Below are 11,954 nucleotides of genomic sequence, written 5' to 3' on the forward strand. Positions count from 1 at the left end.
GCCATGCCCGACACGATGATGGCGGCCCCGGTCGCCTTGCCGATGCAGCTGCGGCGCGCACCGATCCTGCCCGCAACCGTCAATTCCGAGGCGCGCTCCGTCGACGTCGTCTTCACCTCCGGCGCGGCTGTCCGGCGGCGGCGCTGGACCGGCTGGGACACCTCCGTGCCCTTCGACGAGATCCTCGAGGTCAGCGACCGCGCGGTGGATCTGACGCGCCTCAATGCCGGGGCCCCTGCGCTCGACAGCCATTCGGTCTGGTCCTCGCATTCGCAGGTGGGCGTGGTCGAACGCGCCTGGATCGAGGGCAAGGAGGGCAAGGCCACCATCCGTTTCCCGCGCGAGGGCCTGGACCAGGCCGCCGACCGCATGTTCGGCCTGATCAGCGACGGGATCATCCGGAACGTCTCGGTCGGCTATTCCATCGAGCGTGTGAAAGTGGTCGAGCCCGCCGCCAAGGGCGAGGTCGAGCAGCGCATTGTCGAACGCTGGACGCCGCTCGAGGTCAGCTTCGTGACCGTTCCCGCCGATCCCCGCGCGCAGGTCCGCGCCGCGGATCAGGCCAGCTATCCCGTCGAGATCGTCGACACCCGCATGCAAAAGGAGGCATCCATGCCTGAGAGCACGACCACCGTGGCCGGGGATGTCCCCGCCATGACCGAGACCCGCCAGCAGCCCGTCGCGGCCCCGGCACAGCCCGAACAGACGGCCGCGCGTATGCCGGAACCGGCTGCCGCACCCGACAGCGAGGCCATCGCCACCCGCGCCCGCGAGGCCGAGCGTGATCGCGTCTCCACCATCTACGATCTGACCGGTCGTCTGAACCTCGAGCGCAGCTTCGCCGAGGATCTGGTCAAGCGCGGCGTCAGTGTTGACGAGTCCCGCCGCCTGATCCTCGACCAGGTGGCGGCGAAGTCGGACGAGACCCGGACCTTCCCGCACGTTTCCATCCCCCTCGGCGGCCGGGACGAGCGCATCACCCGCCGCGACGCGGTGGCGAACGCGCTGCTGCACCGCTACAGCCCGACGCTGTTCCCGCTGGAAGACGCCGCGCGCCAGTACCGCGGCATGACGCTGCTGGAACTGGCCCGCGAAAGCCTCGGCAATGCCGGGGTCAACACGCGCGGCCTGTCGCGCGACGAGGTGGCGACCCGCGCGCTGCATTCGACCTCGGACTTCCCCGAGATCCTCTCGGCCGTCACCAACAAGACCCTGCGGCAGGCCTATGACGCCTATCCCCGGACCTTCGCGCTCTTCTGCCGCCAGGTGCTGGCGACCGACTTCAAATCGATGCACCGGGTCCAGCTGGGCGAGGCCCCGCAGCTTCTGGAGGTCGGCGAAAGCGGCGAGTTCAAGCGCGGGACGCTGGGCGAGAGCAAGGAAAGCTACAAGGTCAAGACCTATGGCCGGGTCGTGGCCATCACCCGGCAGGTGCTGATCAACGACGATCTGGATGCCTTCACCCGGATCCCCGCGATGTACGGCAACTCCATCGCCCAGCTGGAAAGCGACGTGGTCTGGGGCATCATCACCGCGAACCCGGCGATGGCCGACGGCAACGCGCTCTTCCACACGACGCACAAGAACCTCGCCGCAACGGGCGCGGCGCTGGACGTGGCGAGCGTCGGGGCGGCGCGGGCGGCGATGGCGCTGCAGACCGGGCTCGACAAGAAGACGGTGCTGAACATCCGGCCCGCCTTCCTGATCGTGCCCGCCGCGCTGGAACTGAAGGCCGAGCAACTGGTCGCCCAGAACCTCGTCCCGGCCGACAGTGCCAAGGTGGTGCCCCAGTCGATCCGGACGCTGTCCCCGATCAGCGAACCGCGCCTCGATGCCGCCAGCGCCACCTCCTGGTATCTGGCGGCCTCGCCCAACCAGATCGACACCATCGAATACGCCTATCTGGAAGGCCAGCAGGGCGCCTACATCGAGACCCGCAACGGCTTCGACGTCGACGGCGTCGAGATCAAGTGCCGCCTCGATTTCGGCGCCAAGGCCATCGACTGGCGCGGCCTCTACAAGAACCCCGGCGCATAACCGCCACCCCATGCTGAACCCTGACATGCGGGCGGTCCAATCGGGCCGCCCTTCGTCATTCCACAAGGATCCTCCCCATGAAAACCTACGTCCAGCCCGGCAACACCATCACCCTGACCGCGCCCTACGCCGTCGCCGCGGGCGATGGCCTGCTCGTCGGCTCCATCTTCGGCGTGGCCTCCGGCACCGCCGCCATTGGCGAAAGTGTCGAGGCCGCGCTTGTCGGCGTCTACGAGCTGAAGAAGCTCGGCTCGCAGGCGTGGGCCGTCGGCGAGCGCATCTATTGGGACAACACCGCCCGCCAGACCACCAAGGTCACCACCTCGAACACCCTGATCGGCGTGGCGACCGAAGTGGTGGCGGGCGGCGCGGGTGATGTAGTCGGCCGGGTGCGGCTGAACGGGGCGTTCTGATGAGCGCCTTCGCCGCTGCCGTCGGCGTACTCTTCGCCGATCCGAACGTCGGCCGGGATGCGGTCTACATCGCCGATGGCGGCGCGCCGGTCCTGGTGCGCGTCGTGGCGCGGCGCGCCGATGCGTCGACCTCCTTCGGCGACGCGCGGCTCTGGTCGGAGACTACGCGCGTCGATCTGCGCGTGGCCGAGGTGCCAGCGCCGCGGCCCGGCGACCGCATCGAGATCGACGGCGACGCCTTCCTCATCCAAGGCGAGCCCGTCCGTGATCGTGAACGGCTGGTCTGGACCATCGACCTGCGCCCGGCATGACCGCGATGAAGCTGAAGCTCGACATCGATCCCGACATCGTCGCGATGATGGCGGCTGAGGTTTCGGCGGGCGAGCGCGCCGTGTCGGCCGCGATCCGCGAGGCCGGGACCGGGCTGAAGGCCGCCTGGCGGCTGCAGATCACTGGTGCGGGGCTTGGGGCCCGGCTCGCCCGCACCATCCGGTCGGAGCAGTTCCCCAAGGTCACGCCCAGCCTCAACGCGGCAGCCGTGGTCTGGTCCAACGCCCCGGTCATCGTCGGCGCGCACGACACCGGCCCGCTGATCCGCTCGAAAAATGGCTTTTGGCTGGCGATCCCCACGCCCGCCGCAGGCAAGTCCTTGCGTGGCGGTCGGAACACGCCCGGCGAATGGGAACGGCGCACTGGCCTGCGCCTGCGCTTCATCTATCGCCGCAGGGGGCCGAGCCTGCTGGTGGCCGAGGGGCGGCTGAACACCAAGGGCCGCGCCGTCGCGTCACGGTCAAGGACCGGCCGGGGCCTCGTGACAGCACCGATCTTCCTGCTGGTGCCGCAGGTCAAGCTGCCGAAGCGGCTGGATCTGGCGCGGGACGCGGCGCGGGCGCATCATGCGGTGCCGGGGTTGATCGTCGCGAACTGGGTGGAGGGAACGTCTTGTGACGAAGTAAACCCGCTCAGGGACGCAGGACTACAATAGCAACTTGACCCCCGATGCCAGCAGCAGCGCGGCCAGGATGCCTCGCAGCCAGCGGTCCGAGAGGTATCGGCTTCCGACGAACGCGCCAACTGTGCCCCCAACCGCGACTGCCGCAAGCCACAAGGGCAGCGATGCGGGGATCTGATCCCAATAGGCGTAGGCACCGATCAGGGCGGCCGCAGAATTCATCAGATTGTAGAGCGCTGTCGTTGCGGCCGTCTGATGCGCCGTGCCCCATCTCATCGCAAAAATGACTGGCGCGAGAAAAACACCGCCACCGGTCCCTGTCGTTCCCGATACGAAGCCTATCAGCGCCCCTGTCGCCAGAGCAGCCAGGAATGGCGGCGTCCTGGGAGGTGCGACGTTTCCTGCGGATCTTTTCATCACTGATCGTGCCATCTGCAACGCGGAAAGCACCAGGATCGCACCGACGATAGGGTAGTACACCCCTTCCGCCAACTGGATCGACCCACCAAGCATCGAGAACGGGAAGCCCAGAACGGCAAATGGATAGATGTGGCGCCATGACAATCGGCCGGACTTCATGAACCACGCCGTGCCGATTGCGGCCACCATGAGATTCAGGGCGAGCGCGGTCGTTTTCATGGCCAACGGCGCGACTCCGAATAGTGCCATGATCGCGATATAGCCGGACGCTCCTGCCTGTCCTACGGCGGCGTAGATCACGGCAATTACGAGAAAGACGCCGGCAAGCCAGAATACTTCGGTGTCCAATACTCTCTGCGCCTCCACGGCAAAGCATGACTCGGCCACGGCCGCACGTGCCCGAAAATCGGACGAAGGTTCGTGCGCCTTCCGATCAACTATCGCAATTGGCTCGAGCAATGCCCACCCCCCGCGAAACCATCCTCGCCGCGCTGCACGCGCGGCTTTCGACGTTGCCCGCCGCCGCCCTGCGCGGTGACGTGCTGCCAGAGCGCGTGCCAACCGCAGGCCTCCTGATCCTGCGCGACGGCGAGCCGGGGGAACCCGAGGTGACGCTGTCGCCGCTGCGCTACCACTATCAGCACCGCGCCGAGATCGAGGCGGTCGTGCAAGGTGCCACCCGTGACGCTACCTTCGACATCCTCTGCGCCAGCATCGGCGCGGCGATTGCAGCCGACCGCACGCTGGGAGGCCTCTGCGATTGGGTCGAGGCAGAAGCGCCGCGTCCGGTCGATCTGCCGGTCGAGGGTGCCGCCAGCCTGAAGGCAGCGGTGATCCCGGTCATCCTGCACTATTCCACGGCCGATTCGCTGGCCTGACCCCGAATAACGAAAGGAGACTACGATGGCACGAGCCCATGGGGCGCGGGCGCAGATGGCGCTTGCGTTCGAATCTGTCTATGGCACCGCGCCCGCTTCGGGCTACCGCACGGTGCCCTTCGCCAGCACCACGCTTGGGTCCGAACAGCCGCTGATCGCCTCGGAACTGCTGGGCCAGGGGCGCGATCCGCTGGCCCCGATCAAGGATGCGGTCACCGCCGATGGGGATGTGGTGGTGCCGATCGACGTCGAGAACTTCGGCCTCTGGCTTAAGGCGGCCTTCGGACAGCCGACGACCACCGGCACGACGCCCAAGACCCACACCTTCCAGTCTGGCAACTGGACGCTGCCGTCGATGGCCATCGAGACAGCGATGCCCGAAGTGCCGCGTTACGCGATGTACACCGGCTGTGTCTGCGATCAGCTGTCCTGGCAGATGGCGCGGTCGGGGCTGTTGACCGCCACGGCCCGGCTGGTGGCGCAAGGTGAAAGCGTCGCGGCGGCCACGGCCGCAGGCACGCCCACCTCGCTGGCGCTGCAGCGGTTCGGGCATTTCAACGGGGCGATCACCCGCAATGGATCGCCGCTCGGCAATGTCATCTCGGCCGAGGTGACCTATTCCAATGGCCTCGACCGCATCGAGACCATCCGCTCGGACGGGCGCATCGAGGGGGCCGACCCCGGCATGGCCGCGCTGACGGGCCGGGTGGAAGTGCGCTTTGCCGACACCACGCTGATCACGCAGGCCATCGACGGCACGCCGTGCGAGTTGGTCTTCGCCTGGAGCCTCGGGGCCAACGCCAGCTTCACCTTCACGGCGCATGCCGTCTACCTGCCGCGGCCGCGCATCGAGATCCCGGGCCCGCAGGGCATCCAGGCAACCTTCGACTGGCAGGCGGCCCGCGCCACCAGTCCCGCCCGGATGTGCACCGCCGTCCTCGTCAACACCGTCGCAACCTATTGAGAAGGCACGCCATGCTGACCCTCGACCTCACGAACGCGCCGCAGTGGTGTGACCTCATTCCCGGCGTGCGTGTGAAGCTCCGCCCGCTGACCACGGCCCTGATGGTCTCGGCGCGGGGCGATCCCGCGATTGCCGACCTGCCTGAGGGCGCTGCGACCGAGGAAGCCGCGCTCGCCATGGCCAAGGCGCTGGCCCGGCGCGCGATCCTCGCATGGGAGGGGATCGGCGATGCCGATGGCAGTCCCATCGATCCGGGCCCCGAGGCCATCGACGCGCTCCTCGACCTCTGGCCTGCCTTCGAGGCGTTCCAGACAACTTACGTCGCCAAGGCCCTCCTGCTGGACGCGGAAAAAAACGCCTCTGCGCCCTTGCCGACTGGTCCTTCGGCGGGGGCGAAGGCTACTGCGCGGCCTGTGCTGGACCCTGTCCCGACTGCCCCGCACGGCTGAACCGGCCGCTAACGCTCGAAGGCGCGCAGGTCTGGGACCTGGCGCAGCGCCTTGGCGGCCAGATGCGCGTCATCCCCGGCGCTGTGATCGGTTGGGACATGGGTGCGGCGCTGGCCCTGGGCGCGGCCCTCGGCATTTCCCCGCCTGCCATCGCCGAACTGCTGCCCGCCTTCGAGGCGGTGATGGTCCGCCGCGTCAACGAACAGATCGCGGCCAGCCGCGACTGACCCTATCCCAACCGGAGCCCCGATCCCATGGCCGAGAAACGCGTCTCCGTCCGGCTCGCCGCCGTTGGCGGTCGCCAGGTGCGCGCCGAGCTGGAAGGTGTCGGTGAGGCCGGGGCCCGTGGCTTCGGCCGCCTGTCACGCGAGATGGAACTGGCGAACACCCGACTTGCGGCCTTCGCGCGTCGCGCGGGCCTCGCACTCGGGGCCGCCGCTGCCGCCGCCACGGCCTCGCTCGGGCTGATCGTCCGGTCGACGGCCGAGAGCGCCGCGCAAGTCCGACAGTTCGCGCAGGTCGCCAACACGACGCCCGAGGCCCTGCAGCGCTGGTCGGCCGGGGCGCGGACGGTGGGTATCGAGCAGGAGAAGCTGGCCGACATCCTGAAGGACGTGAACGACCGGGTCGGGGATTTCCTGCAGACCGGCGGCGGGCCGATGGCGGATTTCTTCGAGAATGTCGCGCCGCGCGTGGGCGTCACGGCTGACCAGTTCGCGAGGCTTTCCGGTCCCGAGGCGCTGCAACTCTACGTCGACACGCTGGAACGCGCGGGACTCAGCCAGCAGGAGATGACCTTCTATCTCGAGGCCATGGCCTCGGACGCCACGCGGCTGATCCCCCTCCTGCGCAATGGTGGGGCGGAGATGACGCGGCTTGGCGACCAAGCCTCCGACCTTGGGGCGGTTCTGGACAGCGATGCGCTGGAAGCCCTGCGCCGCACGCAGCTGGCGCTGGGCACCGTATCGCTGGTCTTCGACGGGTTGCGCAACCGCATCGCCGTCGCCGTGGCCCCGACCATCGAGGCGCTCGCCAATGCCTTCGTTGCGCTGGCCTCGGACGGCGGCATCCTGCGCTCGGCCATCGACGGGCTGATCGGCAATCTCGGGCGTCTCGCCTCTTATGCCGCGACTTTCGCCGCCGTCATGGCCGGGCGCTGGGTGGCGGGCTTGGCCGCCGCCGCCCTCTCCGTACGCGGGCTCGCAACGGCGCTCGTGTTCCTGCGCGGTGCCCTCATCCGCACCGGCATCGGGGCGTTGATCGTCGGCGCGGGCGAGCTGGTCTACCAGTTCTCGCAGCTTGTCACCCGTGTCGGCGGCGTGGGCGAGGCCTTCCGCCTGCTCGGCGATCTGGCCCGCGAGGTCTGGTCCCGTATCGGGCTGTCGCTGGACGCTGCCCTCGCGCGGATGGCGGCCGGGTGGGAGGGGCTGAAGGCGGCCGGTCTCTCGGCCCTCGAGGGCACCATCGCAGGCGTCGTCAGCTTCGGCGACCGGACGGCCGCGATCTTCCAAGGGGCCTATGATGCGGCCGTGGCGATCTGGGGCAGCCTGCCCGGTGCCATCGGCGATTTCGCCTTCCAGGCCGCAAACGGGCTGATCTCGGGCGTCGAGGCGATGCTGAACGGCGTCGTCACGCGCATCAACAGCTTCATCGAGACCCTGAATGCCGCGCTGGCCCTCCTGCCGGAATGGGCCACTGGCGAAGGTGGGGTGCGGATTGGAACGCTCGATCCGGTGGAACTCGGCCGCATCGGCAATCCGTTCGAGGGCGCCGCGACCGCAGCCGGTGCCGCGGCCGCGGATGCCTTCTCGGCTGCGCTGGCACGCACCTATCTGGAACCGCCCGATCTTGGCCTCGGCGCGATGGCCGAGGATGCCCTCGCTCGGGCCGATGGGTTCCGCGAAGCGGCAGGCATGCTCGCCGATGCTGCCGGTCGGCCGCTGGCCAGCTGGCAGGCGTTGAAGGATGCCGTGACCGGCACAGGGAAGGAAGCCGAGGCCGCACTCGCCGATGCGGCCGCGTCGGCCGATGCTCTCACGGCCGGGCTGAATGACACGGCCACCGCCGCCGATAGCGCGGGCGGTGCCGCGCACGACGCTGGGGCCGCTGCAGCCGAAGGCGCGGACACCGCCCTGATCGGCTGGCAGGCCGTCACCGCGGCGCTCGCCGACTACGCCGCGAAGGCTCGCAACATTGGCGGCGATATCGGCAGCGCGCTGGTCGGGGCGTTTCAGAGCGCCGAGAACGCCATCGGCGACTTCGTGAAGACCGGCAAACTCGACTTCCGAGATCTGGTCACATCGATGATCGCCGATCTCGCCAAGCTCGCCGCCCGGCGTTTCATCCTTGGCCCCATCGCCAACGCCCTTTCCGGCGCGCTGGGCGGGGCAGGCGGGATTTTCGCAAACATCCTGCATGCAGGCGGGATGGTCGGCGGCCCGAGCCCCGGCCGGATGGTCCCGGCCCTGGCATTCGCGGGCGCGTCTCGGATGCACACCGGCGGTTGGGCCGGACTGCGCCCCGATGAAGTGCCCGCGATCCTGCAACGCGGGGAGCGGGTTCTCTCCCGGCGCGAAGCAGCAAGCTACGGCCAGGCGGGCGCGCCCACCGTCAACGTCACGATCAACGCCCGCGACGCCGAGAGTTTCCGCCAGTCCCGGACGCAGGTCGCCAGCGACATCGCCCGAGCCGTGTCCCTCGGGCAGAGGGGGATGTGATGGCCTTCCACGAGGTCCGGTTTCCGGACAACATCAGCCGCGGCGCACGCGGTGGCCCCGAGCGGCGCACCCAGATCGTCGAGCTCGCCTCGGGCGCCGAGGAACGCAACGCCAGCTGGGCCAACAGCCGCCGCCGCTATGACGTCGCCTATGGCATTCGCCGCGCTGATGATCTGGCGGCGGTCGTCGCCTTCTTCGAGGCCCGCAACGGCCGCCTGCACGGCTTCCGCTTCAAGGACTGGGCCGATTTCAAGTCCTGCCTGCCGTCGCAGACGCCGGGGCCGACCAACCAGCCGATTGGCACCGGCAACGGATCGGCCACCCTGTTTCAACTGACCAAGCGCTACACTTCCGGCGCGCAGTCCTGGACGCGCTCGATCACCAAGCCGGTGGCCGGGACCGTCACCCTAGCCCTGAACGGCACGCCGCAGGCCTCCGGCTGGTCGGTTTCCACTGCGACGGGCCTCGTCACCTTCACCACCGCCCCGGCCGCAGGCGTCGCGATCACCGCAGGTTTCGAATTCGACGTCCCCGTCCGCTTCGACACTGACGCCCTCGACGTCACGCTCGATCTCGAACGTCTCGGATCGATCACCACGATCCCCCTCATCGAACTCCGCCTCTGAAGGACCGATCCCATGTCCGAACCCACGACCGTGCGCATGGGCGCACTGGCCGCCTACCTGAGCCTTGCCCTCGCGCTGTCGGCGCAGGGCGGGGCCGCGATCTGGTGGGCGGGCACGCAGAACACCCGCATGACGTCGCTCGAGGCGCGGGTGGCCGAACTGCTCTCCACCTCGCCGCTCTACCACCGGCAGATCGTCGAAGCCGACCGCCGCATCGCCGTCATCGACGAGCGGATCGCAAACATCCTCGCCCGGATCGAGGCGCTGACCGCCGCGCTCGAACGCCGCCACGACGTCCCCTGATTTCCCAAAAGGACCACCGCCATGCAGACCACCGACCGGGGGCTTCTGGCCCTGATCCGGCACGAAGGCGTCGTGCCCGGACCCTATCTCGACGTGAGGGACGTCTGGACCTTTGGCATCGGCCACACCGCTGCTGCCGGGCCGCCCGATCCGGCGCGCATGCCACGCGGGATGCCCGCCGACACGCAAGCCGGGATCAGCGAGGCGTTTCGGCTCTTTCGCACCGACCTCGCGACCTACGAGGCCGAAGTGCTGCGCGCGGTGAAGGTGCCGCTGGAACCGCACGAGTTCGATGCGCTGGTCTCCTTCCACTACAACACGGGTGGCATCGCCAAGGCTGCGCTGACACGTCACCTGAACGCAGGCAACCGCGCGGCGGCCGCAGCGGCCTTCATGGGCTGGCTCAAGCCCGCCGCCATTCGGTCCCGGCGCGAGGCGGAACGCGATCTCTTCGCGAAAGGTATCTACCCGACCGGCACCGTCCCGGTCTGGGCCGTCGACCGCAACGGCAGGGTGGATTTCTCGCGGCCGATCAGGCGGCTGACCGAGGCCGAGGCGCTGGCCTTGCTGCGCCCGAGCGGCACGCCAATGCCGCCTCCCACCCATCCCGCCACCGCGCCCAGCTGGTGGCAGCGCCTCGCCAGCCTCTTCACCGGAAAGGAAACGACATGAACTGGACCTTTGCCCGCGGCCTCGTCTATCTCGCCTGCCTTATCGCCTCCGGCCTCGCGATGGCGGGGCTGGCGGATTTCGACCTGGCGACCGGAACCTTCGACCTCAGGCCCTTCAACCTCTATGCCCTGACCGGCGCGGCAGGCGGGGTCGTCTCCTCGGCGCTGGCCTCGATCGCGCTCTGGCGCGGCTGGGGGCGGAAGTGAAGTCGCTCCCGCCAGCACTGCAGGCCCATCTCGACGAAGGCACCACGACGCTCGCCTGGTGCTGGCGGATCACCCGGGCGGACGGCGTGACCTTCGGCTTCACCGATCACGACCGGACGCTGTCGTTCGACGGGACCGAGTTCGAACCGGAAAGCGGGCTGACGGCGTCCGAAGTCCGGTCGGGGTCGGATCTGTCCGTGGATGCGCAGGATGCCCAAGGGGTGCTGTCGTCGGACCGGATCACCGAGACCGACATCCTCGACGGCCGGTGGGACAATGCGGCAGTCGAGGTCTGGCGCGTGAACTGGTCGGCCCCGGCGCAGCGCGTGCTCCTGCGCCGCGGCGCCATCGGTCAGATCCGGCGCGGGCGGCTCGCCTTCGTCGCCGAGGTCAGGTCGCTGGCGCACATCCTTGGCCAGACCGTCGGACGAACGTTCCAGGCCAGCTGCGACGCCGCGCTGGGTGATGCACGCTGCGGCGTGAACCTTGAGGCCCCGGCCTTCAAGGGCATCGGCGCGGTGATCGATGCGCTGCGCGACCGAGCCTTTACAGCCTCCGGCCTCGGCAGTTTCGCGGCGGGGTGGTTCGCCTTCGGTCTCGTCGAATGGTCGACTGGGGCGAATGCCGGGCGACGGGTCGAGGTGCTGTCGCATGATCTCGTCGACGGTCTGGCGATCCTCACCCTGCTGGAAGCCCCGGTGCGGCCGATCATGGCGACGGATGCTTTTGTGGTCCGGGCGGGCTGCGACAAGCGGATCGCGACCTGCGGGACGAAGTTCGCCAATGTCGCCAACTTTCGCGGCTTCCCCCACATCCCAGGTCAAGACGCGGTCCTGCGCTACGCTAGCAAGGACGGCGGCCACGAGGGAGCTGTGCTGTGAAGGCCGCCGATCCGACCCGCGTCATCGCCGCTGCCCGATCCTGGCTTGGCACGCCCTATCACGACCAGGCGAGCTTGCGCGGGGTCGGCTGCGACTGCCTCGGCCTCGCGCGCGGTGTCTGGCGCGACGTGGTCGGGCCGGAGCCCTTCCCGATCCCGCCCTACAGCCGGGATTGGGGCGAGACCGGTCCGCGCGAGGTTCTGGCGGATGGAGCGCGGGCGATGATGCCGGAGATCGCACCGGCAGATGCCCCACCCGGCGCGCTGGTCCTGTTCCGCATGATGCCCCGCGCTATCGCCAAGCATGTCGGCATCCTGACCGGACCGGGCACCTTCCTTCACGCCTATGAGCGACTAGGCGTGATCGAGGAACCGCTGACGCCCACATGGCGACGCCGCATCGCCTTCGCCTTCCTCTTCCCCGCTCGCTGAGATTT

General features: G+C 69.0%; 16 protein-coding genes. 15 read left to right on the forward strand and 1 reads right to left on the reverse strand.

The window, feature by feature from the left end; all coding sequences use genetic code 11:
* Window positions 1–3: 3 nt before the first annotated feature.
* The 4 genes from IE126_RS19510 to IE126_RS19525 all read left to right on the forward strand — a co-directional run bounded on the left by IE126_RS19510 (window position 4) and on the right by IE126_RS19525 (window position 3,435).
* Window positions 4–2,037, forward strand: coding sequence for a prohead protease/major capsid protein fusion protein (locus IE126_RS19510; RefSeq protein WP_229825683.1), 2,034 nt, complete (start codon window positions 4–6; stop codon window positions 2,035–2,037).
* Window positions 2,038–2,114: 77 nt separating this feature from the next.
* Window positions 2,115–2,450, forward strand: a complete 336-nt coding sequence (locus tag IE126_RS19515) for a DUF2190 family protein (RefSeq protein WP_062563492.1) — start codon at window positions 2,115–2,117, stop codon at window positions 2,448–2,450.
* Window positions 2,450–2,761: a head-tail joining protein gene (locus IE126_RS19520; RefSeq protein WP_062563493.1), complete on the forward strand. Its 312-nt coding sequence runs from the start codon at window positions 2,450–2,452 to the stop codon at window positions 2,759–2,761. Before IE126_RS19515 ends, IE126_RS19520 begins: the two co-directional genes overlap by 1 nt.
* Before the next feature lie 5 nt (window positions 2,762–2,766).
* Window positions 2,767–3,435: a DUF6441 family protein gene (locus IE126_RS19525; protein ID WP_062563494.1), complete on the forward strand. Its 669-nt coding sequence runs from the start codon at window positions 2,767–2,769 to the stop codon at window positions 3,433–3,435.
* Here IE126_RS19525 and IE126_RS19530 read toward each other — a convergent pair.
* Window positions 3,427–4,170 carry a sulfite exporter TauE/SafE family protein gene (locus IE126_RS19530; protein ID WP_062563781.1) on the reverse strand — a complete coding sequence of 248 codons (744 nt, stop codon included), beginning with the start codon at window positions 4,168–4,170 and terminating at the stop codon, window positions 3,427–3,429. The two genes, IE126_RS19525 and IE126_RS19530, sit on opposite strands and share 9 nt — an antisense overlap.
* A 110-nt stretch (window positions 4,171–4,280) precedes the next feature.
* Here IE126_RS19530 and IE126_RS19535 point away from each other — a divergent pair, with 110 nt between their 5' ends.
* The 11 genes from IE126_RS19535 to IE126_RS19585 all read left to right on the forward strand — a co-directional run bounded on the left by IE126_RS19535 (window position 4,281) and on the right by IE126_RS19585 (window position 11,949).
* Complete coding sequence (locus IE126_RS19535) at window positions 4,281–4,700, forward strand: hypothetical protein (protein WP_062563495.1); 420 nt, start codon at window positions 4,281–4,283, stop codon at window positions 4,698–4,700.
* 25 nt (window positions 4,701–4,725) lie between these two features.
* Window positions 4,726–5,664, forward strand: a complete 939-nt coding sequence (locus tag IE126_RS19540) for a phage tail tube protein (protein WP_062563496.1) — start codon at window positions 4,726–4,728, stop codon at window positions 5,662–5,664.
* A gap of 11 nt (window positions 5,665–5,675) precedes the next feature.
* Entirely contained in the window at window positions 5,676–6,113 is a 438-nt protein-coding gene (locus IE126_RS19545; protein WP_062563497.1) for a hypothetical protein, read from the forward strand.
* Window positions 6,114–6,175: 62 nt separating this feature from the next.
* On the forward strand, window positions 6,176–6,340 hold the full coding sequence (locus tag IE126_RS19550) for a DUF7697 family protein (RefSeq protein WP_170848957.1): 165 nt from the start codon (window positions 6,176–6,178) through the stop codon (window positions 6,338–6,340).
* 27 nt (window positions 6,341–6,367) lie between these two features.
* Window positions 6,368–8,830: a phage tail tape measure C-terminal domain-containing protein gene (locus tag IE126_RS19555; RefSeq protein WP_062563498.1), complete on the forward strand. Its 2,463-nt coding sequence runs from the start codon at window positions 6,368–6,370 to the stop codon at window positions 8,828–8,830.
* A complete protein-coding gene (locus IE126_RS19560; RefSeq protein ID WP_062563499.1) occupies window positions 8,830–9,456 on the forward strand; it encodes a DUF2460 domain-containing protein in 627 nt (208 codons plus the stop codon). Before IE126_RS19555 ends, IE126_RS19560 begins: the two co-directional genes overlap by 1 nt.
* A gap of 12 nt (window positions 9,457–9,468) precedes the next feature.
* The gene (locus tag IE126_RS19565) at window positions 9,469–9,759 is read left to right on the forward strand and encodes a hypothetical protein (protein ID WP_062563500.1); all 291 of its coding nucleotides are present in this window, start codon (window positions 9,469–9,471) and stop codon (window positions 9,757–9,759) included.
* Between the two features lie 21 nt (window positions 9,760–9,780).
* Complete coding sequence (locus IE126_RS19570; RefSeq protein ID WP_062563501.1) at window positions 9,781–10,431, forward strand: lysozyme; 651 nt, start codon at window positions 9,781–9,783, stop codon at window positions 10,429–10,431.
* Window positions 10,428–10,637: a hypothetical protein gene (locus IE126_RS19575; RefSeq protein ID WP_062563502.1), complete on the forward strand. Its 210-nt coding sequence runs from the start codon at window positions 10,428–10,430 to the stop codon at window positions 10,635–10,637. Before IE126_RS19570 ends, IE126_RS19575 begins: the two co-directional genes overlap by 4 nt.
* On the forward strand, window positions 10,634–11,518 hold the full coding sequence (locus tag IE126_RS19580; protein WP_062563503.1) for a DUF2163 domain-containing protein: 885 nt from the start codon (window positions 10,634–10,636) through the stop codon (window positions 11,516–11,518). Before IE126_RS19575 ends, IE126_RS19580 begins: the two co-directional genes overlap by 4 nt.
* On the forward strand, window positions 11,515–11,949 hold the full coding sequence (locus IE126_RS19585; RefSeq protein WP_062563504.1) for an NlpC/P60 family protein: 435 nt from the start codon (window positions 11,515–11,517) through the stop codon (window positions 11,947–11,949). The genes IE126_RS19580 and IE126_RS19585 overlap by 4 nt, the downstream gene beginning before the upstream one ends.
* The last annotated feature ends 5 nt before the right edge of the window (window positions 11,950–11,954 follow it).

Origin of the sequence: Gemmobacter nanjingensis (genome assembly GCF_014652195.1) — a bacterium.
GTDB lineage: Bacteria > Pseudomonadota > Alphaproteobacteria > Rhodobacterales > Rhodobacteraceae > Gemmobacter > Gemmobacter caeni.